This window comes from Haloarcula sp. K1, from assembly GCF_001647155.1.
Classification (GTDB): Archaea; Halobacteriota; Halobacteria; order Halobacteriales; family Haloarculaceae; genus Haloarcula; species Haloarcula hispanica.
In genome coordinates this window covers 397,140-422,385 of record NZ_LRHL01000023.1, presented here as the reverse complement: position 1 = coordinate 422,385, position 25,246 = coordinate 397,140, and the positions used below count along the sequence as shown (strand labels likewise).

The 25,246-nt window shown below is 64.8% G+C and carries 18 protein-coding genes; 12 read left to right on the top strand and 6 right to left on the bottom strand.

The annotated features are described in order from the left end of the window. Positions 1-313: 313 nt before the first annotated feature. From AV929_RS09585 to AV929_RS09550, 8 genes are all read left to right on the top strand, one after another. Positions 314-3,838: a CARDB domain-containing protein gene (locus AV929_RS09585; protein ID WP_230458871.1), complete on the top strand. Its 3,525-nt coding sequence runs from the start codon at positions 314-316 to the stop codon at positions 3,836-3,838. Between the two features lie 114 nt (positions 3,839-3,952). Then, positions 3,953-5,395 carry a hypothetical protein gene (locus tag AV929_RS09580; protein WP_064288096.1) on the top strand — a complete coding sequence of 481 codons (1,443 nt, stop codon included), beginning with the start codon at positions 3,953-3,955 and terminating at the stop codon, positions 5,393-5,395. Between the two features lie 71 nt (positions 5,396-5,466). Beyond that, positions 5,467-6,501: an NAD(P)/FAD-dependent oxidoreductase gene (locus tag AV929_RS09575; protein WP_064288095.1), complete on the top strand. Its 1,035-nt coding sequence runs from the start codon at positions 5,467-5,469 to the stop codon at positions 6,499-6,501. A 36-nt stretch (positions 6,502-6,537) separates the two neighbouring features. Further along, on the top strand, positions 6,538-8,685 hold the full coding sequence (gene rqcH / locus AV929_RS09570) for a ribosome rescue protein RqcH (RefSeq protein WP_064288094.1): 2,148 nt from the start codon (positions 6,538-6,540) through the stop codon (positions 8,683-8,685). A gap of 45 nt (positions 8,686-8,730) precedes the next feature. After that, on the top strand, positions 8,731-9,762 hold the full coding sequence (locus tag AV929_RS09565) for an AIR synthase family protein (protein WP_064288093.1): 1,032 nt from the start codon (positions 8,731-8,733) through the stop codon (positions 9,760-9,762). A gap of 149 nt (positions 9,763-9,911) precedes the next feature. After that, positions 9,912-10,610: a DUF4013 domain-containing protein gene (locus AV929_RS09560; RefSeq protein WP_064288092.1), complete on the top strand. Its 699-nt coding sequence runs from the start codon at positions 9,912-9,914 to the stop codon at positions 10,608-10,610. A 76-nt stretch (positions 10,611-10,686) separates the two neighbouring features. Further along, complete coding sequence (locus AV929_RS09555) at positions 10,687-11,754, top strand: mRNA surveillance protein pelota (RefSeq protein ID WP_014040421.1); 1,068 nt, start codon at positions 10,687-10,689, stop codon at positions 11,752-11,754. A gap of 119 nt (positions 11,755-11,873) precedes the next feature. After that, positions 11,874-13,031, top strand: a complete 1,158-nt coding sequence (locus tag AV929_RS09550) for an ATP-binding protein (RefSeq protein WP_064288091.1) — start codon at positions 11,874-11,876, stop codon at positions 13,029-13,031. On the opposite strand, the gene AV929_RS09545 is transcribed toward AV929_RS09550, so the two are convergent. After that, entirely contained in the window at positions 13,028-13,786 is a 759-nt protein-coding gene (locus AV929_RS09545; RefSeq protein WP_023843268.1) for an MBL fold metallo-hydrolase, read from the bottom strand. The two genes, AV929_RS09550 and AV929_RS09545, sit on opposite strands and share 4 nt — an antisense overlap. A gap of 273 nt (positions 13,787-14,059) precedes the next feature. Here AV929_RS09545 and AV929_RS09540 point away from each other — a divergent pair, with 273 nt between their 5' ends. Beyond that, on the top strand, positions 14,060-14,674 hold the full coding sequence (locus AV929_RS09540; RefSeq protein ID WP_050038100.1) for a class I SAM-dependent methyltransferase: 615 nt from the start codon (positions 14,060-14,062) through the stop codon (positions 14,672-14,674). Between the two features lie 23 nt (positions 14,675-14,697). Here AV929_RS09540 and AV929_RS09535 read toward each other — a convergent pair whose 3' ends face one another. After that, complete coding sequence (locus tag AV929_RS09535; RefSeq protein WP_064288090.1) at positions 14,698-15,522, bottom strand: winged helix-turn-helix domain-containing protein; 825 nt, start codon at positions 15,520-15,522, stop codon at positions 14,698-14,700. Between the two features lie 146 nt (positions 15,523-15,668). Continuing rightward, positions 15,669-16,541, bottom strand: a complete 873-nt coding sequence (locus AV929_RS09530) for a dihydrodipicolinate synthase family protein (RefSeq protein ID WP_064288089.1) — start codon at positions 16,539-16,541, stop codon at positions 15,669-15,671. A gap of 97 nt (positions 16,542-16,638) precedes the next feature. On the opposite strand from AV929_RS09530, the gene AV929_RS09525 reads away from it, so the two are divergent. Beyond that, positions 16,639-19,389, top strand: coding sequence for an ATP-dependent helicase (locus AV929_RS09525; protein ID WP_064288088.1), 2,751 nt, complete (start codon positions 16,639-16,641; stop codon positions 19,387-19,389). Positions 19,390-19,452: 63 nt separating this feature from the next. Here AV929_RS09525 and AV929_RS09520 read toward each other — a convergent pair whose 3' ends face one another. After that, entirely contained in the window at positions 19,453-19,779 is a 327-nt protein-coding gene (locus AV929_RS09520) for a hypothetical protein (RefSeq protein ID WP_064288087.1), read from the bottom strand. A 149-nt stretch (positions 19,780-19,928) separates the two neighbouring features. Between AV929_RS09520 and AV929_RS09515 the strand changes: the two genes are divergently transcribed. Beyond that, positions 19,929-20,390, top strand: coding sequence for a PH domain-containing protein (locus tag AV929_RS09515; protein WP_004961231.1), 462 nt, complete (start codon positions 19,929-19,931; stop codon positions 20,388-20,390). Beyond that, on the top strand, positions 20,387-22,072 hold the full coding sequence (locus tag AV929_RS09510; RefSeq protein ID WP_064288086.1) for a PH domain-containing protein: 1,686 nt from the start codon (positions 20,387-20,389) through the stop codon (positions 22,070-22,072). Before AV929_RS09515 ends, AV929_RS09510 begins: the two co-directional genes overlap by 4 nt. On the opposite strand, the gene AV929_RS09505 is transcribed toward AV929_RS09510, so the two are convergent. Both AV929_RS09505 and AV929_RS09500 read right to left on the bottom strand, forming a co-directional pair. After that, positions 22,073-24,760, bottom strand: coding sequence for an AAA domain-containing protein (locus tag AV929_RS09505; protein ID WP_064288085.1), 2,688 nt, complete (start codon positions 24,758-24,760; stop codon positions 22,073-22,075). It lies immediately after the preceding gene. 69 nt (positions 24,761-24,829) lie between these two features. After that, entirely contained in the window at positions 24,830-25,225 is a 396-nt protein-coding gene (locus AV929_RS09500) for a DUF2237 family protein (RefSeq protein WP_014040409.1), read from the bottom strand. Positions 25,226-25,246 lie beyond the last annotated feature (21 nt).

Genomic DNA, 25,246 nt, shown 5'->3' with positions numbered 1-25,246 from the left:
CTCAGGTGTGTCCCTGAGCGTCTCATCGATAGATTACAGCCGCGCTGTTGTGGATCCCGCCAGCGAGAGATGCTTTCATCGCGCGACGAGTGACGGGCGCTGACCGAAAGAACAGCCGCCGTTTGAGGTACTATATGTATACCGACGTGCCAGCCCTGTGGGCTGGGTGCGCCGAGTGAGCCATTACTTGTAATGCCACCTTTCAGCCCTTATTAGGATAGAACCGGCGGTAGCGGACGGTATACGCGATAATAGTACCTTACTCTGCGATTCGTTCCCGCTAACTAATTACCATACTGTCATCGCCCCTCCCATGGGTAAGATTACGGGCCTGTGGCTATCAGCGATGACGCTACTGGCTGTGGTTGCGGTGTCGACGGCCCCGGTGTTCGGGCCGGGTGTCGCAGCCGCGTCCAATCACGAGACAGCGGCTATCGAGGTGACCGACGCCTCTGCGACAAAGACCAACAGTTCCGGTATACACGATGCGCCGTTCTCTGTCGTCTCCGGGATGGAGTTCCAGGTGGAGCTCACGGCTGAGAACACCGGAGACAGCGATGGGACGAAACAAGTAGCCGTCACGGCGGACGGCGAGGAAATTGAGCAAGCCGACGTTGCGGTTGGCGGCGGCCAGCAGACGACGGAGACTGTTCCCGTCACCCTCGACGACACCGGCGAGTACGACCTCGCCGTCGATGGAGTCCCGGCCGGGACGGTAACCGTCGTCGAACCGCCGAACATCACGGTCACCGAGACGACAGTCGACCGGGCTACTGTCACGCGAGGCGAAACCATCGAGGTAACTCATACGCTCGAAAACACTGGCGGGCAAACCGGCGAACTGACGATCATACCGAAACTTGAGAACACGGACACCGGAGCGTCCCGGATGGTCAACGAACTCGCCGTCAAGGTCGGTGGCGGCGACACGGAGACGACCTCGTGGACGCTGGACACCGGGACCCTCGACGAGTTGCCTGCCGGGGCGTACGAACTGCGGGACGGTTCCGGCTCGAACCCGACCATCACCATCGAGGAATCCAGGCAGTTCACCGTCGAGTACTCGCAGCTAAGCGACGACTCGACGATCACCGGCGAGCCCGTCGACCTGACGGTCCGGATGCAAAACCCCAGAGGCGGGGACGGGTCGGCGACAGAGGACGTCGTTCTGCAGACTGACAGCTCCGAAATCGCCACCCGGACCGTCGAAATCGAAAACGGCGATACGGAGACGCTGGAGTTCTCACCGAGCTTCGACAGCGAGGGTACTTACGACCTGACGATAAACGGCGAATCGGTCGGGACTGTCGACGTTGCGGACGAGGGCTCGCTCCAGATTCAGGACGCCGGGCTCATCGACACCCAGGTCAATACTGACACGGACACGGGTGGCATCGGGACCCGCGAGCCGGAGCTGTGGGTGACGGTGGAGAACACTGGCGGACAGACCGGAACGATTACGCTGCCTATCGAAGTTGGCGGCACACAGGTTGGCCAGGAGTCGGTAACGGTCCCGGCTGGAGAGACAGTCAACGAGACACTCCTCTATCGACTCGAAGGAGCTGTTGACGAGGGCGACCACGAGGTCACGGTCGACGGCGTCATCGCCGGCACCCTGACTGTCGGCCAGCCCGATATTCAGGTCACCGACGCGAAGTGGAACAGAACAACGGTCACCCGGGGCGACGCGGCAGAACTGACGGTGACGGCCAGAAACGATGGGACCGTGACCGCGAAGCAGGAGTTCTGGGTCGAAACGGAGAACGAAGCCGTCGACGCCGTCTCGTTCGATCTGGAACCCGATGCATCCGATACGGACACGTACGTGCACACGTTCGAGGAGCCCGGCACGTACCAGTTCACGGTCGGTAGCGAGACTCAGACCGTCACGGTGGAGCAGCCAGCGACGTTCGAAGTCTCCGAAAGGGCGCTGAACACGACGAGGGTGGGCGAGGGCGAGAGCGTCGCGGTGACCGCGACGGTTACGAACACTGGCGACCAGACCGGTACCTACGAGGTCCCGCTTACAGTCGCTGACGAGCGAGTGAACGCCACGGAACTGCAATTAGGCCCTGGAGAATCGACGACTGTCTCGTTCACGGAGCCGTTCACCGCCGTCGGCACATACCCTATTGACCTCGACGGCGAGCGGGTCGGAACAGTTCGAGTCTCCGAGGCGGCGACGTTCGAAACCACTAGCGTCGACCTGAACCGGACGAGTGCTCGGACAGGCGAACCGATTGAGGTGACTGCCACGGTTGTCAACAACGGCGACGAGACAGGGACCTCCCCGGTGCGCCTCCAGACCAACGACGACATCGTGGACACGACGAACGTCACGCTCTCGGGCGGTCAACAGACCGAGGTCTCCTTCGTCTACGTCTTCGAGAGCGGCGGAGAGTACGACGTGGCGGTCAACGGTGACTCCGGCGGAAACATCTCAGTGACCCAACCCGCGACATTCGAGGTTCGCGACGCCCGACTGAGTAATTCGTCCACCGAAACCGGCGAGTCAGTGGACGTGACAGCGACTGTCGCAAACGTCGGGACAGAGAGTGGGAACTACACCGCGGCGCTTACAGAGACCAACCAGACGCTCAAGTCCAGAACTATCGGCCCGATTGCCGGCGGTGAAACAGTAACTGTCTCGTTCAGTATCTCCTTCGACAACGAGGGCAACCGCTCGCTCGCTATTGGCAACGCCGCCACTGAAACGCTTGCTGTCGAAGCCGAAAGCAGTAGTGACGGCGGTGGCGGAGGCGGCGGAGGCGGTGGCGGCGGAGGCGGCGGAGGCGGTGGCGGTGGCGGCTTCGATCTCGACGACGAGTCGGACGAGACCGACGACGGCGGCGGCGCAGAGGCGCCCGCGATCTCGCAGTCCCAGATCGACAACGGAGTCACTGTCCGAGTGACTGCCGACGCCGCGAACTCGACGGTCACCCAATCGCTGAACCGCTCCGGGCCGTCCGAGACCGCGCCAGCGTTCACCCTCTCTGCACTCTCGCTCGACGTGACCAACGACAGTGATGGGTTCAACGCGACGATGCTCGGCCCGCAGGCCACGCCGAACAACATGACCGAAGTTCAGGCAGACGGTGTGCGTGGGTACGTGACCGTCACTTCCGGCGCAAATGCGTCTGCCATCAGCCGGGTGAGGTACACCCTGCGGCTCAACGAATCGGCGCTGCCGACCAACGGATCGATGGACGCCGTCCGGGTGTTCCAGTACCACAACGGGTCCTGGAGTCAGCTACCCAGTAGCGCCAACGCGACGAATACGTCTATCCAGGCGTCATCGTCCAACCTCGCGACCATCGCTGTCGTCTCCCCGGTCGCTAATACGTCCACCCCGACGACGACAGCCAGCTCCTCGAATACGAATGCATCGACGCCGACGCCCGCAGAACTCACTGTTGCCGATGCATCCCTGATGGCTGACTGGGTCCGGGCCGGCTTCAACACATCAGCGCGAGCGACCGTCGAGAACCCGACCAACGAAACCGTCGAACAGACGCTGACGGTCACTGTCGACGGCGACCCGGTCGCTTCTCGGACCGTTCGACTCGACGCCGGCGAACAAACTACTGTGACGATGGAGTTCGAGGCTGTCGACGGCGCAGTCGCGGTCAACGGCGTCAGTGCCGGTGACCTCCGCGTTGGCTCGAACTCGGCCCCGAGTACGGGCGGGTCCGGGACTGCCGAGACTGGTGAAAGCGGCGGCGGTGCGGAGCCAGCCTCCGAGACGGTCTCGGCCTCCGGGCCCGGATTTACTGTCCAGTTAGTCACACTTGTGCTGGCGTTAATCGGCGGTCTCGTCCGAGTCCATCGTAGGGTGTAGAGGTCGTACGGACGGCGGATTTTCCGGCCACACTACCGGTTCTGTGTACGAAGGACGACCTTACCGAGGGTTTGGCTGCTGGGTAACTAATCCTTTACTCGCGTACCTCCCTGTATGAGCGAGGTCAAACAACTCTTTGCTGCTGTCACTATCGTTTTCGGCACCGCTGCGCTCGCGTCCGTATTCGCTGTCGGCAGCGTGGGTGCCTCCGGCGCCGGCCCCCAGAACGGTGTATCGGACGCCGCAGTGAGCACACCCGGAGCCGCCGTCGAATCTATTATCGAATCCGACTCTGAGAGACTGCTCGGGCAGGTAAACGAAACGGACGCACCGACCGACGGCGAGCAGACTGCGGAGGCCCAACAGACGCCGACGGAACAGCCACAGACAGACTCCGAAGAAACCGAAGACCCGACCGACCAGACGGAGGAACCTACGGAGAGCCCGGAGACACCGACTGAGAGCGAGGAAACGGAGGAATCGACCGAAAACGAAGAAACGGAGGAGCCGACGCAAACCGAGAACCCCACAGAAAGAGAACATACCGAGACACAGACCCAGACTGAAGAGCCGAATGACAGTGAGGAGACCGAGGAACCGACGGACGATGGAGAGACTGAGCAACCAACGGACAGTGAGGAAACTGAAGAACCAACGGACAGTGAGGAGACCGAGGAACCCACTGACCGTGAGGAAACTGAAGAACCAACGGACAGTGAGGAGACCGAGGCACCGACGGACAGTGAAAGAACTGAGAACGGTACACAGGAGGAAACTGAGGCGGATAGCGATGTCGGCGCTGCCGACACTGACGACTCAGGTGGCAACTCCGACGACGATACCGACTCCAGTGGAGACGGTTCGAACGACTCAGGCGACTCCGACAATAGCGGCTCCGAGGACTCTGACGGCTCGGACAACGACGATGACTCCCAGTCTGACGGTGGAATCTATGACGAGATCACGGGGTCGGATGGCAATGAAAACGGGACGTCGACCGATGGGACGAACGCAACCGCGCGGAACGGAACAACAGGCGGGGGCGCGCCTGCCGGCAACACGACCGGCGACGGAAACGAAACCGCCGGATTCGGAACCGAAGTGGGTACCGATGGGGAACCCACTCCCGAAGGTCAGGGGAACGCCGATTTGCAGATCAGGGAGGCCTCACTGTCGGCTGACTGGGTTCGGGCCGGGTTCAATACGACCGTGCGAACGACAGTAAAGAACGCCCGTCCGCGGCCAGTCAACGAGACACTGACGGTGACGGTCGACGGCGAACCGGTGACGACGGACGAAGTGGCGCTTGAGCCCGGTGAGGAGACGGTCGTCGAGACAGAGTTCGAGGCGGTCAACGGACCCGTTCGGGTCAACGGCGAGACGGCGGGCCCACTCACAGTCGAAAACCAATCCATTCCGGCCACTGACAGCGATGACAGGGCAACGACCGCGGCACAGGGCCCCGGGTTCTCACTCCGCCAAGTGGGCGTCGGTGTCGCGATACTCGCCGTGGTCGGCTGGACGCGTCGGGGTCTCCGACGCCAGCGGGACCGCTGAACCGGACCACTGGCGGGCGGTCCGAACTGGTTGTGTGGTGGATTTTTACTCACACCGTCCGACTGGCACGTATGGCTCGTAACCTCGCAGTCGTCGGTGCCGGTGGTGCCGGTGCGGCGGCAACGTACGCGCTCCACGACGCGGAAGTCGACGTAACAGTGTTCGAGAAGAGCCGCGGCGTCTGCGGGCGCGCCGCGACCCGGCGGCACGGCGACTGCACGTACGAGTACGGGGCGAACTATCTCAAGGCGGACGACGGGCGCGTGACGGAACTGGTCACGGAGGCGCTCTCGACCGAGGGACTCGTCGATATCGAGGAACCGGTGCACGCGTTCGACAGGACCGGGGAAATCGACGCTGGACGGGACGCTGACGAACACAAATGGACGTACGAGGCGGGCATTACACAGCTTGCAAAGCGACTGTTCGACGAGACCGACGCCGAAGTAGAGAACGGCGTCCGGGTCGAACGACTGGAGCGGCAGCGCGACGGCTGGCGGCTCGAGGACGACGACGGAGCGGACCTGGGGCACTTCGACGCCGCGCTGCTGACACCGCCGGCCCCCCAGACAGCAGATTTGCTGGGACAGTCGCGGTGGGATCACGACGACTGCCGGGCGCTTCGGCAGGAAATCGCTTCGGTCCCCTATCGAACGGTCATCGCGGGGGTGCTGCACTATCCCTTCGAAATCGACGTGCCGTGGTATGCCGCGGTCAACAGCGACAAGGACCACGACATCGGCTGGGTCGGCCGCGAGGAGTGCAAGGACGGCCACGTCCCCGACGGCGAGTCCCTGCTGCTGGTGCAGATGAACGAACCGTGGTCGATTGCGAACTACGACGAACACCCCGACACGCTCATTGACGACATCGCAGCGCGGACGGCCCGATTGCTGGACGACGACCGGCTGGCCGACCCCGACTGGACCGACCACCAGCACTGGCGGTACTCCCAGCCCGAGGGCGAAGTCGACCACGATCTGCTGTCGTGTGCGGCCGAGCACGACCTGCACTTCGCTGGCGACTGGGTGGCCGGCGAGGGGCGACTCCACGCGGCGCTTCGGAACGGACTGGAGACGGGCGAAGCAATCGCCGACAGCAGGTAACGGAACGCCTTTGGGTGCCCGCCGACAGCCACCGACATGGACCACAAGCGGGAACTGACGAGCGTCGACCTCGCCGCTCTGGAGGGCGAACTCGCCGGCTACGAGGGTGCGAAGCTCGACAAGGCGTACCTCTACCCCGAGGACGACCTCGTCAGACTGAAGCTCCGGGACTTCGACCGCGGGCGCGTCGAGTTCCTCATTGAGGTCGGTGATGTCAAGCGCGCCCACGTTGCCGACCAGAGCCACGTCCCCGACGCGCCGGGTCGGCCGCCGGACTTCGCGATGATGCTCCGGAATCGGCTGTCCGGGGCTGACCTCGTCCGCGTCGAGCAGTTCGAGTTCGACCGCATCATCGAACTGGAGTTCGACCGTGAGGACGCCTCGACGACTATTGTTGCAGAACTGTTCGGTGACGGGAACGTTGCCGTGCTGGACGAATACGGCGAGGTTATCGACTGTCTGGAGACGGTCAGGCTCAAATCACGGACCGTCGCACCCGGGACGCCCTACGAGTTCCCGTCGGCGCGGTTCAACCCGATGACCGTCGATTACGACGGGTTCGTCGCTCGCATCAAGGAATCCGACGCCGACCTCGTGCGGACGCTGGCGACGCAACTCAACTTCGGCGGCCTCTACGGCGAGGAGCTGTGTACCCGCGCCGGCATCGACTACAATATCGCCGTCGACGAACTCGACGACTCCGATTTCGAGCGGCTGTACGAACTCGTCGACCAGATGGGGACGCGCCTACGTGAGGGGAACGTGGACCCGCGGGTGTACTACGAGACGCTCGACGGCTGTGCAGACAACGGAGGGTCCGGCGATGACCCGGACCGCCGGCGCGTCGACGTGACGCCGATTCCGCTGGCGGAGTACGAAGAACTCTACAGCGAATCCTTCACCGAGTTCAACCCCGCACTGGACGACTACTTCTTCAATTTCCAGCGGGAGGAGGAAGTCGAGGGCGGCGAAACACAGCGCCCGGACTTCGAGGCCGAGATAGAGAAACAGCAGCGCATCATCCAGCAGCAGGAGCAGGCCATCGAGGACTTCGAGGCTGACGCCGAGGTCGAACGAGAGAAGGCCGAACTGCTGTACGCGAACTACGACCTCGTCGACGACGTGCTCTCGACGGTTCAGGCCGCCCGCGAGGACGACGTGTCCTGGGACGACATCGAGGCGAAGTTCGACGAGGGGGCCGACCGCGGCATCGCGGCCGCCGAAGCAGTTGTCTCGCTTGATGGGAGCGAGGGGACGGTGACCCTCGACATCGACGGGACGCGGGTCACAGTGGACGCCTTCACCGGCGTCGAGAAGAACGCCGACGAACTGTACAAGGAGGCCAAACGCATCGAGGAGAAGAAGGAGGGCGCGCTCGCTGCCATCGAGAACACCCGCGAGGACCTCGAAGCGGTCAAAGAGCGGCGCGAGGAGTGGGAGGCCGACGACGGCGAGGACGAAGCCGATAACGACGAGGCCGAGGACGAACCGACGGACTGGCTCTCGATGCAGTCCATTCCGACCCGGTCGACCGAGCGCTGGTACGAGCAGTTCCGCTGGTTCCACACCTCGGACGGCTTCCTCGTCATCGGCGGCCGCGACGCCGACGACAACGAAGAACTCGTCCAGAAGTATCTGGAGGGCGGTGACAAGTTCTTCCACGCGCAGGCCCACGGCGGCCCGGTCACGGTGCTCAAGGCCACCGGTCCCAGTGAGCCGTCCAAGGAGGTTGAGTTCCCGCAGTCGTCACTGGACCAGGCCGCCCAGTTCGCGGTCTCGTACTCCTCGGTCTGGAAAGACGGGAAGTTCGCCGGCGACGTGTACATGGTCGACCCCGACCAGGTGTCGAAAACGCCGGAAAGCGGCGAGTATCTGGAGAAGGGCGGCTTCGCCGTCCGCGGCGACCGGACGTACTTCGAGGGCACGCCGGCCGGCGTCGCCGTCGGTATCACCTGCGACGACGAGACGCGGGTCATCGGTGGCCCGCCGGCGGCTATCGAGGGACAGGCCGCGACGAGCATCACCGTTGAACCGGGCCAGTACGCCCAGAACGATATCGCCAAGCGCCTCTACCGCGAGTTCAAGGAGCGGTTCGCCGACGAGACGTTCGTCCGCAAGGTCGCCAGCCCGGACCAGATACAGGAGTTCCTGCCGCCCGGCGGCAGTCGGATGACCGAGGAGTGACGATGCCGGGGCAGAGAGAACACCGCGCCGGAGGTAGCTGGCTGCATGAGTGATCTCGGAAAAATCGACCGCGAACTGTTCGATACCGTCATCTACCCGGAACTGGGCGCGGACCGAGAGGACGTGACGCTGGGGCCGACCCACGGTATCGATTTCGGCGTCATCGACGTCGGCGGCGACGCCCTCGTCACGGCCACCGACCCATTGTCGGTCCTCCCCGATTTGGGGTTCGAGCGGGCCGGTCGGTTCGCGCTTGACGTGGTCCTGGCCGACGTTGCCGTTTCCGGTCTCCCGCCGTCGCATCTCTCCGTAACGTTCACCCTCCCACCGGCGATGAGCGACGACGAACTGGCGGCGATGTGGCACGGCTTTGCCGGGCGGGCCGAGGAAGTCGGCGTGAGCGTCGTCACCGGCCACACCGCCCGCTACGCCGGCGTCGACTACTCCTGGGTCGGTGGTGCGACGGTGCTCGGCGTCGGGTCCCACGACGACATCGTCCGGCCGGACGGCGCTCGGGCGGGCGACAAACTGGTCGTCGGCACCGGCCCCGGGGCCGAAGTCACTGGCCTGTTCGCCAATCTCTTTCCGGAACAGATCGGGCTGTCGCCCGACCGAACCGCCATCGCACAGGAGCGACTGGCCGACACCGCGCTCGTCGAGGACGCGATGGCCGCGACAAACGCCGGCAACGTGACGGCGATGCACGACGCGACAGAGGGCGGTATCACCGGTGCGTTCATCGAAATGGCCGACGGTGCGTCGGCACGATTCGACGTGGATAGCGAGGCGATGCCGGTTGCTGACGGCGTCGGCGCGCTCTGTGACGCGCTCGACATCGACCCCTGGCACGTCAGTAGTTGCGGGACGCTTCTGGCTGCCGTCAACCCTGCAGACGCTGATAGCGTCGTCGACGCGCTCAGGGACCGCGGGACGCCAGCCGCCGTCGTCGGCGAAGTGACCAACGGTTCAGGGCTCTACGTCGACGGTACCCGACAATCGCACCCCGGGGCGGACCCGTCGTGGGAGGCCTTTGGACGCCTGCAGGCGGCTGCCGAGGGCGACACAGACCAGCGGTGAGACACGGAGACTCTCCCGACGCGAACTGACAGCACGTAACACCTACTGCTATATGTACTTGTAAGACGTATTATAATTCAATGTGACACATCGTCGTGACTGACGTGGCAGCGGCCACGCCAGCCAGGCTACTGTCACGGAGCGTCATCATGTTCAAAGAAGCCATATCGTATCCGCAGGACGGCGACAGCGCAGTGAAAACCATCGCTATCGGGGGTGCGTTGCTGTTCCTGAGTTTCCTCGTCGTTCCGCTGTTCTTCGTGTTCGGGTACGTCGTCCGGTCACTCCGGGCCGTGATGAACGGGGAGACGACGCCGCCGGAGTTCGACGAATGGGGCGACCTGGGCATAGACGGGCTGAAGGCGTTCGCTATCGGATTCGTTTACTCGCTGGTCCCGACGGTGATCACAGGGACAGCACTGTTTCTCACTGTTGCCACCTTCGGACCCAGCGAGACCGTCTTCAGTGGCGTAATCACGGGATTGCTCCTCACAGTCGCCGCGCTCGGAATGCTCGCGATTTCCCTGGCCGCAGTGTACATTGTTCCGGCCGCCGTCGTCGCCTACGTTCGGACCGACAGCGTCGCCGCGGCGTTCTCGCCGAGTGACCTCCGCCCGCTCCTGTTCAGCCGCACCTACGCTACTGGCTGGGTCGTCGCGTTCGGTATCAGCCTCCTCGCCGGCGTCGTCGTCAGCGTCCTGAGCGCCACCGTCGTGGGTTCCGTCCTGACACCCTTCGTAGTGTTCTACGCTTACGTGGCCGGGGCCTACGCTATCGGGACCGCTGTCAGGGAGATGCCGGAAATCGCCTCTGAACCCGCGACGCCCGCTGCAGGCTCGGTCGCCTGATTAGTTCGGTCACGGTTTTCCTGTCCCAGCGCGTCGAATGGCAGAACACTTGTGTCCCTGAAGCGGACGCTTCAGTATGCAAATACAGAGTCAGGAGACCACCGCCGAAGGGGCAGAGCGCATCGAGGTGGTCCCCGAGACGCTGGACGACCTCTGGCATCTCTCGTACGTCATCGAGCCGGGGGACCTCGTCTCCGGCGACACGACCCGTCGCATCCAGCGCAACGACGACAACCTCCGGGACAAAGGCGGCGAGCGAGAGCCGATGTGGATTCAGATCGAGGTCACCGACGTGGAGTTCGCGAAGTTCGCCAACCGCCTCCGGGTCGGCGGCGAAATCGTCGACTGCTCTCGGGAGGACCAACTGGGCTTTCACCACACGCTCAACGTCGAGGAACACACCGAACTCACCGTCGAAAAGCATCTCAAACCGGACCAGGCCGACCGCCTGGAGGAGGCCGTCGAAGCCACGGAGAACCCCGATGTGGCGATCGCGACCGTCGAAGAGGGTGAGGCCCACGTCCACACCGTCGCCCAGTACGGCACAGAGGAGCGGGCGACCATCACCTCGACGACTGGCAAGGGCGAGTATGCCCGCCCGCGCAAGGAACTGTTCGACGAACTGGCGTCAGTCCTCAAACGCCAGGACGTGGACGCCTACATCCTCGCGGGTCCCGGCTTCACCAAACAGGACGCGCTAGACCACTTTCAGGACGAGATTCCCGATATCGCCGAGCAGATTACCGTCGTAGACACGTCTGCTGTCGGCGACCGAGGCGTCCACGAAGTACTCAAACGCGGCGCTGTCGAGGACGTGCAACAGCAGACCCGCATCGCCGAGGAGGCGGATTACATCGACGAACTGATGGAGCGCATCGGGTCGGGTTCGGAGGTGGCCTACGGCCCGGAGGAAGTCGCCAAGGCGGCCGACTACGGCGCTATCGAGACGCTGCTCGTGCTCGACGAGCGGCTCCGACTGGAGCGGGCCGGCGAGGGCGACTGGGACATCGACGTCGACCAGATCATCGAGACGACAGAGCAGAAAGGCGGCGACGTGACCGTCTTCTCCGCGGAGTTCGCGCCCGGCCAGCAGCTCTCGAACCTCGGTGGCATCGCCGCGCTACTTCGGTACCGACTCGATTGAGACCGCGTACCCACGATACGTGTCTGCCGTCTTTCATTCCGCCGGTGAGTCTCCCGAAACCGTTTTTTGCCCCGCTCACTATTGCTACGTAGTTCCAATGTCTGCGAGGAGTGGGTGATATGTCGTTCGAAGAACAACAGGACTTTGCCAGACAGGTCGCCGACCTGAACAAGTACGGGCAGGCGCTCAATCGCTGTGAGTCCGTCGACGAGGTCGTTTCCCTCACGCTCGAAGCGATGTCGCTGCTGTTCGAGTTCTCCTACTCTACGTTCGTCGAAGTTCGTGACGACGACCTCCGGGTCGTCCACAGCACGAACCCGAATCTCGTTCAGGGCGAGCCACCCAGTGACCTGGCTCGACGGGCGCAGGAGGCTGGCGAGACGGTCGTTGAACAGGGCGCTGACGCCGCTGTCACGGCCGACTCGGACGTGACGGGTGCGCTGGCTGTCCCGGCCCGGATGGGTGACGAGGTGACAGCGGTGTTGGTCACACGGTCACAAACCGTCGAGGAGTTCGGGGACGAGTACGTCAGACCGATGGAGATCCTCGCGACCCACGCCGCGACGGCCATCTCCAACATCCGTTCCCGCGAACGGCTAGAACGGGCACACCGGGACCTGGAACGGCGAAAGGAGATGATCGAGATGTACGACCGGCTTCTCCGCCACGACCTGGGCAACGACCTTCAGGTCATCGCCGGGTTCGCCGATGTCGTCGCGGGACAGGTCGACGGCCAGACCGAGGAGTACGCCGGCAAGATACAGCGCGCGGCCGAGAGCGCCGCTGACCTCATCCAGCGCGTCGGCGACCTCGTCTCGACGCTAGAATCGCAGGACAACCCGGAGCCACAGGACCTCGCGACGGTTCTCGGGGACACAGTCCGGGATGTCAGAGCCAACTACGGGTCACTGACTGTCGATTTCGAGCCGTCAGCGTTCGAGTATCAGGTGTACGGCGGCGATTTGCTCGACTCGGTGTTCACGAACATCATGTCCAACGCGGCGGTCCACAACGAGGGCGAGGTACACATGCGAGTGGCCCCGGTGGAAACCAGCTCCGACGAGATCACCGTCTGTTTCGACGACGACGGGAACGGTATCTCGCCGGACCTGCGCGAGAATATTTTCGAAATGGGTGTGAAGGGGCAGGAGAGTTCGGGGACCGGCTTCGGCCTCGGGTTCGTTCGGGCGCTGACCGAGTCCTACGGCGGCAGGGTCAGCGTGGCAGAAAGCGACGCCGGTGGAGCCGAGTTCCGCGTCACGCTCGAACGCGTTTAGGTCCTGTCGACGGTTATCGTCAGGCCGTCTTCGGCGAACTGCACGTCGCCGTCGTAGCTGTCCGCTATCGACTCCAGCATCTCCTCGTGTCGTCCCTCCGTATGTGGATACAAGTGGGTGAGATACACACGCCCGACCTCGGCGTCGGCATCGCGGAGCGTCGCTCCGAGCGTCGTCGGCGTCGGGTGGTTCGACACGTCCACGTCATCCGGGAACGAGCAGTCGTGGACGAGCACTGCCGACCCTTCGGCGAACTCGACGAGGTCCGTGAACGCCTCTGAGTCTGCGCCAAGCGTTATCGCCGGACCGTCATCGACTGAGAGTCGGTAGGCGAAACACTGCATCGAGTGGCGCGTCTCGCAGGTGTCGCCGCTGAACCCAGCCAGTTCGAACGGTCCGCCATCGAGGTCCCTGAGCGTCAGGTCCAGCCGGTCCTGCATGTAGTCGTGTGTTTCGAGGAGGTCCCGAACCAGGTCGGACGTGCCCGGTGGACCCGCTATCGTGAGCTCTGTTTCGCCGGCCAGCCAGCGGGCCTTCATCAGCACGTCGAGGTCGGAAACGTGGTCTAGATGGTGGTGGGTCAGCAACACGGTGTCGACGCCTTCGTAGCCCGCGTCTGTTCGGGCCAGCGAGTGCAACACGCCGCTGCCACAGTCGACGAGCAGCCGTTTTCCGTCGCGTTCCAGCAGATAGCCGGACTGCATTCGAGAGCCGGTGGGCATGGCGCTTCCGGTGCCGAGAAACGTGAGACGCATACCGGACGACAGCGAGCGAACGGACAAAGGCGTTGGCGTGTGGGGGCGGGGAGACTACCAGGGAGCGTCAGCGGAGTGAGGGCGGTGGCCGTCGGCGGGGACGGGGTCAGGGCGGCTCGGGGGCAGGTCACCCGTCGACGGCGCAGTTCATGCTTTGGACGGGGATAGCAAAAGCCCACCTGTGGCTCAAAACGCGTTTTAAGCGAACCCGAGCCGCGACAAAACCGCGAAACGGAGCGGGAGACACTTGTGCGAGCACGACGAGAAGCGAGTATGAAGAAATCACTCGACGAACACGCCGAGCGCTTCTCCGAACACGCCGACGCGTACGACGAGGACCAGGATTCGGCGGCGTATCGCGCCTGTGTCGACTTCGCTGTCGAGCACGCGGCCCCCGAAAGCGACGACGTAGTCCTCGACCTCGGCACGGGGACCGGAGCGATTGCGTTCGCACTCGCGCCCGACGCGGGCGAGGTTATCGGCCGCGACATCAGCGACGGGATGCTGGAGAAAGCACGGGAGAAAGCCGACGAGCGAGGCGTCGAGAACGTGAGCTTCGGCGATGGCCGTTTCCGCGCTCCGAACGTCGACGGCCCGGTGGACATCGTCACGTCGAACTTCGCGATGCATCACCTCGGCGATGACGAGAAGCGCGACGCCATCGACACCATCGCCGATCTGGGGCCGCGACGAATCGTCCTCGGAGACGTGATGCTGTTCGGCGACGACGACCCCGATGCGCCGTTTTACAGCCCCGAAGTCGACGACCCGGCGACGGTCGGTGTCCTGGCTGACGCCTTCACCGACGCCGGCTACGCGCTGACGGCCGTCGAGATGGTCACCGAGCAGGCTGGCGTGCTGGTCGCCGAACGGATCGATTCGGACTGAAGCGACTGGACCGCTAAACCGGCTCAGCGGTAGTTCCTGTACGCCCAGAACGAGACGTACAGCGTCAGGACCAGCAGCCCACCGAGGAAGAAGGCCACGCCGGGTTCGAGGTCGATGCCACCACTGGCCGCGGCGTCGGTCGTCAGTTGCCGCGCTTCCTCGGTCATCGCTCTGACCGGGGTATCGGCTTCCGGAACCGGGGTGCTTTCCGGGGCCGGTGTAGCTTCCGGCGTCTCCGTCGCCTCGGCTATCTGGAACCCGCTGTCGTCTGTCTCCGTCGGGGCTGACGTGGGTTCGTCCGTCGCGGCCGTCTTGTTCGCCGCGTCTAGACTCTCAGCGTCCCCGCCGCCCTGGGCACCGTCACCGGCGGCTCCCGAATCGCCGGCCCCCGAACTTCCGAACTGAATCGGGAACTGCCCGAGCAGGAGTTGCAGCATGACGCTGGCGGCGGTGAGGATACCGACGACAGGCAGGACGCGGCGGACGAGCGACCGGAGCGACTGCTTGCGCTCCTGCGTCCCGACGAACAACACCAGCGGGTCCTCCGGGGGCTCGTACACCTTCATCTCTTGGCCTTTTTCCGAGTACTGGACCCCGGCGACGGTGATCAGCTCCTCGTCTTCCAGCTTTTCTAGGTGATAGGAGACCTTCTGTATCGACATATCGAGCCGGTCGGCCAGTTCAGAGGGTGTTCCCGGCTCGTCGTAGACGGTGTTGAGGATCTCTCTGGCCGTTTCCGAGGAGAGGGCATCGAGGACATCTGAGACGTCTTCGTCGACCCCGACGACCTGTAGCTCCCCGTCCTGTGAGGTGCTCGTGTCGGGACCGCGGGAGGGCAGCAACGACATATATTGCGTTCACTGCCGCCCAGCGTAATGAATCTCGTGGAACCTCACAGGGCCATTTGAGTCTCAGAGCTCGCTATCGATGGACAACGACACACCCGTCCGCGACAGCGGGACTCGATATACAGGACAGCGCGTTCTGATTGCCACTACAACAGCCCGGTCACGGACGCTACTGCGTCCGGCGAGAGTGAATCCCGGGGCGGCCGCACCGTCGCGTGGTCGATGATGCCGCGGTCGGCAAGCAACGCCTTCACGGTGGGCGCGAAACCGAACTCGGCACACGCTTCTGAGAGTGGTGAGAGGATCTTCCGCTGGACCGTTCTGGCTTCCGCCACGTCGCCGTTGGCGACGGCGGTTCCCGATCGTTCTAGCTCGCTGTGCAGCAGATGGGAGAGCGCGCTGACGCCGCCGTCACCGCCCAGCAGGAGCGACGGGACGAACAGGCCGTCGTGGCCCTGATAGACGGTGAAGTCCTCGGGCGTCTGGTTCAGGACCGCAGTGACGTACGGGAGGTCGCCAGAGGAGTCCTTGAGCCCCGCGACGGCGTCGGACTGAGCGAGCGCGGCGACCGTGTCGACGGACAGTTTCTGTCCGACAGCCCCGGGGATGTTGTAGAGGTAGACGGGCAGCGGCACGTCGGCCAGAACCGCGTCGAAGAACGCCTCGTTGCCTGCCCCGCTGGCCTGGCCGCCGTAGTACGACGGCACGACCAGCGTGCTGTCTGCGCCCTGCTCGGCGGCGAACGCCATCCGCTCGTGGACGGTCGCAACGTCGGTGGCGGCTGTCCCGACGATGACGCGGCAGTCCTCGGGCACTGTCTCTGTCGTGGTTCGGACGACGGTCCGGTACTCCCCGGGTGAGAGCGTCTCGAACTCGCCGGTCGTCCCGCAGGGGACGATGCCGTCGACGCCGGTCGTGGCGACGTGCCGGACCAGTGATTTCAGGCCATCCACATCGAGGTCGCCGTCGGCGTCGAACGGCGTCACCAGCGGCGTCAGTACGTCGAAGGATTCGGCCATGCCCCAGGCCAGACACGGTGGTCGCTTAGGCGTTTTCCCCGTCGATATGGCGGAACCCACTTGCCGTGGCGGTCCTACTGGTCGGTAAGAGCCGACAATGGGAGGACGCGAGCGTCTCGCAGCGACGGACCCGGACTTCGACCCGGAGGCGGTCGACATCGACGACGCCGAGGTGCTTTCCCGCCTCGCGCCCGTCGTCCAGGAGTGGTGGGTTGAGCAGTTCAGCGAGTTCGTTCCCGGCAACGGCGGCTTCTTCACGCCGCCACAGAAGGAGGCCATCCCGCTCATCCACGAGGGCGAGAACGCCCTCATCTGTGCGCCGACGGGGAGCGGCAAGACCCTCGCATCCTTTACCGGTATCATCAACGAACTGTTCGGGAAGGCCCGCGAAGACGAGCTTGAGAACTCCGTCTACTGCCTCTATGTCTCGCCGCTGAAGTCGCTGGCCAACGACATCCACCGCAACCTCGGACAGCCCCTCGACGGCATCACGGCCAAGCTTGAGGAGCGCGGCGAAGACGTGGAAATCCGACACGCCATCCGTCACGGCGACACCAGCGACAGCGAGCGCCAGGCGATGCTCGAAACGACGCCGCATATCCTCAATACGACGCCGGAGACGCTGGCCATCCTGCTGAACTCGCCGAAGTTCAAGAAGAAGCTCGAAACCATCGAGTACGTCATCGTCGACGAGATCCACAGCCTCGCCGAGAACAAGCGCGGGACCCACCTCTCCGTGTCGCTGGAGCGGCTAGAGGAGATGGTCGAGGAATCGCCCACGCGAATCGGCTGTTCGGCCACCGTCGAGCCGCTGGACACCGTCGCGGAGTTTCTGGTCGGCCGCGCAGAACCCGGCGGCGACCCTCGGGACTACGAGATCGTCGACACGCGCTTCGCCCGCGATTTCGACATGGAGCTGTCCTGTCCGGCCGACGACCTCATCAACACGCCGCGGGACATCGTCACCGAGCGGTTCTACACCCAGCTCCACGACCACGTCCAGTCCCACACCAACACGCTCGTGTTTACGAACACGCGCTCGGGGGCCGAACGGGTCCTGCACAACCTCCGCGAGAAGTTCGACGACTACGACGAGTCCAACTCCGGCTGCCACCACGGCTCGCTCTCGAAGGAGAAGCGCCGGGACATCGAGGAATCGCTGAAAGCCGGGACGCTGGACGTGGTGACGACCTCGACGAGCCTGGAACTGGGCATCGACATGCCTCATATCGACCTCGTCGTGCAGGTCGGCTCGCCAAAATCCGTGGCCGCGTTGCTCCAGCGTATCGGCCGCGCGGGCCACCAGTTGGGCGAAACAGTGGAGGGCCGCGTCATCGCGCTGGACCGCGACGAACTCGTGGAGTGTGCGGTGATGCTCGAAAAGGCCGAGCGGGGCTTCGTCGACCGCGTGTTCATCCCTGAGAACGCACAGGACGTGGCCACGCAGCACGTCTACGGCATGGCTATCAACGACGTCCGTCCCGAGGCGACGTTTAAGAACGTCCTCCGTCGGGCCTACCCGTACCGGGACTACGACGACGAGAACTGGGAGCAGCTGATGCGGTACATGACCGCCGACTACCCGGGGATGGAAGACAAGAACGTCTACGCCAAGATCTGGCGGGACACGAACGACGCACCCGACGGGGAGCACCACTACGAGGAGTACGACGTGGGTGAGCACCTCATCGGCAAACGGGGTCGGCTCGCGCGGGTCATCTACATGACCAACATCGGGACGATTCCGGACTCCTTTACGTGTGACGTGGTCACCCGGAGCGACGACAGCTGGGTCGGCCAACTGGACGAGTCGTACCTGGACACCCTGGAGAAAGGCGACGTGTTCGTACTGGGTGGGAACAACTTCGAGTACCGCTACCGCCGCGGGTCGAAGGTGTACGTCGACCGGACCGCCGCCCGCCCGACGGTCCCGTCGTGGTTCTCCGAGCGGCTCCCCCTCTCCTACGACCTCGGCCGCGAGATACTGGACTTCCAGGGCCAACTACTGGACCGGCTGGCCGACGGCGGGATGTCGGAGGTCCGCAACTGGCTCCGGGGGTTCCCCATCGACGAGAACAGCGTTCGCGCTATCGCCCGGATGTTCCGTGAGCAGGTGGCCTACGCCGGACCTGACAGCGTGGCCACGACCGACCGACTCGTCCTCGAGGAGACGCTGGACCACGACGAGTACGAGCGTCACTACCACGTCCACTCGAACTACGGCCGACGGTTCAACGACGGCTTCTCGCGGCTGCTGGCCTACCACATCGCCCAGGCGGCCAGCGCGAACGTGCAGGTCGCCGTCGCCGACAACGGCTTCACGCTCTCGATGCCGCTGAACCGCAAAGTCGATATCGCCCGAATCGTGGGCGACCTAGACCCGGACACGGCCCGCGCGGACCTTCGGGCTAGCCTCGACGGGACAGACCTGCTCCAGCGGTACTTCCGTATCAACGCCACACGGTCGCTGATGATACTCAAACGCTACAAGGGCTACGAGAAGTCCGCGAGCGAACAGCAGGTCTCCTCGGAGATGCTGCTGGGGTTCGCCGAGGACCTCGGGGACTTCGCCGTCGTCGAGGAGACCTACCGCGAGATTCTGGAGGACAAACTCAACGTCGACGGTATCGAAACCGTCCTGCGTGCGATGCAGGACGGCGACGTGGGCGTGGTCCGGACTCGCGTTGACTCGCCGTCACCGCGCGCCTTCGGCCTCGCGACGCTGATGGCCAGCGACGTGGTCCTCGCCGAGGACGAGTCCGCCGTCTTACAGGAGTTCCACCAGCGGGTGCTGAGCGAGATTGAAGATGGAGACGCCGAAGACAGCGCCGTTGCGACCGACGACTGAGGCCGACCAGGTCAACGAGCGCGTGTAGGCCGGCGGAGTCTGTTGCGGTCGTCACCGCGCGACTCACGACGCCGTCTCGTTTTCGGCCATGGTGTCGTTCGTCACGTCGTCACCCATCGACTCGCCAGCCGTGGACTCCGTCATCGACTCGGTCATTGCGCCGGGTCCCATCGACTCCGTTTCGTTCACCTGCTCCACCGAGCCGCTCGCTTCGCCGCCCGTCATGGAGTCAGTCATCCCTTCATCCTCCATCGAACCAGTCGCCTCGTCGTTCATTGTATCCGTCCCCTCGTCTCCGGATCGCTCGTCGCCGCCGGCACAGCCAGCGAGCGGGAGCGTGACACTTGCAGCGGCGAGCGTCGTCAGAAACGTCCGTCGGCTTCGTGACATACGCTTTGTCCGGCGTCGGGGCTATACAAAGAGATTTTTCGAAGTCTCGGACGATTCCGCCCATAGTTTGGTCCGTGCGTGGACCGGAACTCTTCCAATTTCGCCCCTGAGCCAAACCGTTAATCCGCGGCCGGCCCCACGGGTGAGACATGGAGTCGCTTCACCCGCGAGTGAGACTGCTGTGGGTTCTGTCGACAGTTATCCAGGCGTCGGTGCTCGGTGTCATCGCGTATCTTGTCGACCGGTTCGCGGTTTCACTGCCACAGACGGTGGTCGTCGGCGGCTGGGTTGTGCTGGTGCTTCTGGGTGTTGCCCATGCCATCGCTGCCCACCGGATTTGGCGTTTTGACCTACAGGACGACGCGCTCTTTCTCCTTCGCGGTGTCGTCACCCGGACCGACACGTCGGTCCCGTACGTTCGTGTACAGCACGTCGACACCACGCGCGGCCCAGTAGAGCGAGCTATCGGGCTGGCGAGTGTCGTCGTCTACACTGCCGGGACCCGCGGCGCGGACATCACGATTCCAGGCCTGCGGCCCGAACGAGCCACCGAATTGCGAGAACAACTCCGTGACCTCGCGAACGAGAGCGAGGCCACGGACGCGGTATGAACCGGCTCCACCCGCGAAGTGCGGTTCTGAGCGTCGCCCGAGCGGCGCTACAAGGCGGCTTCTTCGGCTTCTTCGGCGGGTCCGTCGGGACCGGAATGCTTGGACTGCCAGCGTTCGCGGTTCCGCTGCTGGGCCTGCTCGGCGCGCTGACGTTTGGCGGCTACGCGCTGGCACGGTACTTCCGTTTTCAGTACGAACTCGACGGCGACACGCTTACTGTCGAATCCGGCGTCTTCGCCAGGCAGTCCCGCCAGATTCCGCTGGGCCGCGTCCAGAACTTAGACGTCGAGCAGAACATCCTTAACCGCCTGCTCGGACTCGCAATCGTCCGCTTCGAGACGGCCGGTGGCAGCGCGACGGAGGCCACGCTGGACGCAGTCGACGAGGCCGAGGTCAAACGCCTGCGGAACTACGTGCGGACCCACGACCGGGACCAGGCCGCCGCGGCAGAGACAGCCACCGCCGACGCGGTGTCCGAAGCTGCGACACCTGGCCGGTCGGCCCACGCTGATCTGCCCGGCGTGACCGGCCCCAAACCGACACACGCTGGCGACACTCAGGCGAGGAATGACCTCGGGGAACCGGTTTCCGAATCGGACACGGCGGAACGCGACGAGCCGGACGGGTCGCTGCTGTTCGCGTTCGACCAGCGCGAACTCCTGACGTACGCGCTCGTCTCCGTTCGGCCGGCCGCGCCGGTCCTGACGCTGGCGTCACTCCCGCTTGGGATGGACGTCGTCTGGGCGGTTCTGCGGTTCAATGCGACCCTTGCTGGCGCATCGCTGAGCGGGCCGGTAGTTCGCTGGCTGACCGGCTCACCGGAAACCACGCGGCTCGCCGTCTTTGCCGTACTCTCCGTCGTCCAGTTCCTCCTACTCGCACTGGTCGTCAGCGTGGCGCTGACCGTCATCGAGTACTACGGCTTCCAGCTCACGCAGGCTGACGGCGACCTCCGGTACGAGCGGGGGCTGTTGCGCCGCTACAGCGGCAACATCCCGCTGGAGAAGGTCCAGACGGTCACTATTCGAGAGAACGTCCTGATGCGGCGGTTCGGCTACGCGACGCTGGCCGTCGAGACGGCCGGCTACAGCGGTGGCAACCAGCAGTCCAGTCAGGGCGTCGCCGTTCCACTCGCACCTCGCGAGGAGGTGTACGAACTGGCCCGTGACATAGAGCCGTTCGGTGACCTCGACTTCGACCGGTCGCCGAAGCGCGCCCGCAGACGGTATCTCGCGCGCTTTTCACTGGCCGCGGCCGGGCTCACTGCAGTCGCCTACGCCGTGGACTCGCTGGTGCTGGAGACGGGCTACTGGTGGGTCGCCGCCCTCCTCTTCCTCACAGTTGTGCCGGCAGCCCACCTTCGCTGGCGACACCGTGGGTACGACCTGGACGAGTCCGTGCTGGCGACCCGGAGCGGGTTCTGGCGGCGGACGACGCGAATCGTCCCGTACTACCGGCTTCAGACGGTGTTCGTCACGCGGTCCCCGTTCCAGCGCCGTCGCGACCTGGCGACTGTGGGGGCCGACACGGCGAGTTCGTCGAGCCTTCTCGGTGGTATCGCCCGGGTGTACGACATCGACGAGGACATCGCAAAAGAACTCAGAGACACGCTTCGGGAGCGCCTCACCGCACACGTCGCAGGGCTGCGGACGGGCGACAGGGCTAGCGACGCGGACGCGTAGTCAGCCCCGCGCCCACTCGACCATTCGGCCGTACACCTCGTCGGTCGCCAGTGCGTCGCCGTCGCCGACGAGGACGAGCGCCTTCTTCGCTCGCGTGAGCGCGACGTTGATGCGCCGGTAATCCTCGAAGATGGGGCTGTCGAGCGTGCCCGTGGCGACGAAGGAGATGACGATAACCTCCTTGCTCGACCCCTGGAACCGGTCGACCGTGTCGACGGTCACGTCCGGCAGGCGCTTGGAAATCTCCGCGACCTGGGCGCGGTACGGCGCGATGACACCGATATCGTTGGCCGGAACTCCTGCGGATCGGTACGACGCGACGATTTCGGCGATGCGGTCGGCCTCAGCCGGGTTGGTGTTGCCGACCTGGCTTCCGTCGGGGGCGACGAACGCCACGCGGTCCTGAAGTATCTCTGGCAAGTCAGCCATTGAGACGCCGCCGAGGTCGTCGAGCCGCTGGGCGGCTACCTCGCCGGTCGCCGGCCGCAACTGCCCGTCGTAGAACTCCCGCGAGGCGAAGGCCTGGATGTGCTGTGCCATCCGGTACTGGCGGTCCAACATTACGCCGGCTTCCGGGTGGGCGTCGATGAGCCGCTCGAACAGCGAGGTCGACAGCGTCTCGTCCTCGGACTGGACCACTGGCGGGAGCTGCTGGTGGTCGCCGACGAGCACGAATCGGTCGGCGAGCGTCGTCGCCGCGAGCGTCCCCGGTTCGGTCAGCTGGCCGGCCTCGTCGACGACCGCGACGTCGAACTCCTGGGTCTGGAGCGTGCTCCCGCCGCAGGTGGCCGTCGTCGCCGCGACGACCTGCGCGCCCTGGAGCCGACTCGCACATTCGCCGGGGTCGCCGCTGGTCTCCAGTCGGTATTTCTGCATGTCATCGCGGACGCCGCTCTCCGTGCCGACTCGGACGATATCGGTGTAGCCCTGTTCTTCCAGCGCCTCCAGCAGATTGTCGACGGCGCGGTTGGTGAACGCCGAGAGCAGCACTCGGTCACCGCGAGCAACGAGGGCCCGAACCATCCGCGCCAGCGTGTACGTTTTGCCCGTGCCAGGCGGGCCGTGGACGAGCGCGAAGTCCGCCGCGCCGACGGCTAGCTGGACGGCCTCGTTCTGCGCGTCGTTGTTGTCGATGAACGTCTCCTCGACCGGATTGAAATCCGGCTCGCGCCGCCCGAACAGCACGTCTTTCTGCTCGGGCGACTGGAGGAGCACGGCGTCGTGGAGCGCGTTCTGGAGCCGGTCGGTCGTCAGTTCGGAGGGATACACGTCCAGTCGGCGGAGGTCCAGCGGCTCGTCGGCCGTGACGACGATTTCTTCGCCGAGACGTTCCACGCGGGCCAGTTCGGCGTTGCCGGTCACCGGGTCGCCGTCGCTGGCGAGCACGAGATTGCCTTCGCGGATCTTCGAGACGGCACCGGTCCCTGTCGCGCGGAGTTCCCAGCGGCCGCCGTCGAGTTCCCGGCGGCCGGTCGGTTCGAGACCGATGAGCGCCCGGTCGTTGTCGGCGCGCTCTTCGGGCGTTTGCTCCCAGAGCTTTGCGTACTCCCGGTGGACAGCACGGCGCTCGGCCTCGATTGCCGTGTAGAACCGCTCGAAGTAGTCCAGTTCCTCCTCCGGCACCGCTCGACCGACCGTTCCGGCCTTGGATTCTTGATCGAGCCGGCCGGAGACGGCCATACAGGTGTCCTGCTCGAAGCAGTACTCGCACTTCGCGTTTGCCTCGTAGCCCGTCGGCACGCCCGAATCGTACTCCATCGCCGCAATCGCGTTGCGGGTCCGGACGACGTAGTTCAGCAGGCCGCTCCCGATAGAGAACTCCTTGGCCGGCGAGAGGTCGCCGCTCTCCTCGTTGCGGTCGACGGCGGCGTTTTTCGTGTAGAGAAGCGTGCCTGTGTCCGGCGCGGCGTCGACGGCGCTGCCCGCGCCGGCAGCGCGTTCGCCCAGCATCAGCGCGTACGCTGTCGCCTGAATCTTGTCCTGGAAGCGGGGCTCCCGCTTGGTGTTCTTGCCGGTCTTGAGTTCGACGGGCATCCCCCGCCGGACGGCGTCGGCCCGCCCTTTCATCCCGAACCGCTCGGAGATGAGCGTCATCTCGGAGCGCCACTCATCAGTTTCAGTAAGCGTCCCCTGCTGGAGCCACCCCTGGATGGCCGACGCGTGGTCGCGCACGTCCCCGGCCACCTCGTCGGCCTCCCGGCCGAGCAGTCCGATGTCGAGGCCGGCGGCGTCGACCTGTTCCTCGATAGCGGTATCGAGGTCCCGGCCCCGAAGTAAGTCGCCAAAGACCTCGTGGACGACGGTCCCTTTCACCAGCGGGTAGGCGTGCTCTGCGCCGTCGAGTTTCCGGAGGTAGTACATCCGCGGGCACTGTACCCACGCCCGGATGTCGGTCACGTCGACGAGAAAATCAGGCTGGACGACGAGGGTGGCGTCGCCGCCGACGGAGTACTGCTGCTCGCCCTGATACTCCCGCTCGTCGGGGTTGTAGACGGCGACCTCCATCCCCGTCTCGATGACGGCGGCGTTCTCGGTCCACTTCCCCCAGAGCGTCACCGTCGTCGGCTCGCCGGCCCCGCGGTCCGGCCGGATAGTCACCTCACAGAGGTCGCTCTCGCCGTACTGGGTGTTCACCGTCTTCGGCTCCTCGATGTCGACGACGACGCCACGAACGCGGTCGACGCTCATCGTTTGGCCCTCCCCTGTTGCACGACCCAAGCGACGGGACGCCCCCTCAAAAGTCGTTCGCGCCGCGGCTCATTCAGTCGTCGCATCAGCATTCGAGTCACCATCGGCAGCGAACTCCTGCAGCGTCTCCAGTGACACGTCTTCGAGTACGTCCTCGCTCGTCGCGTCGAGGTTCACCGGCGGTGCGCGCCCGGCCTCGTGGGCCTCTATCCAGCGCGGGACGCAGACACACCAGTTGTCACCGGGGTCGAGACCCGGAAAATTCAGCTCCGGCCGCGGCGTCACGAGGTCGTTGCCCTGGGCCTTGCTGTACTCTAGAAACTCGGCCGTCATCACGGCACAGATTTCGTGCCGACCCGGGTCGCGCTGGAGCGGGTAGCAGTAGCCGTCGCGCATGAATCCGGTCTCCGGGTCCATCGAGCAGGGGGCCAGCTCCCCGCCGAGGACGTTGCGTTCGCTTTCCATACCACGTCTGGCTGTTCCGTG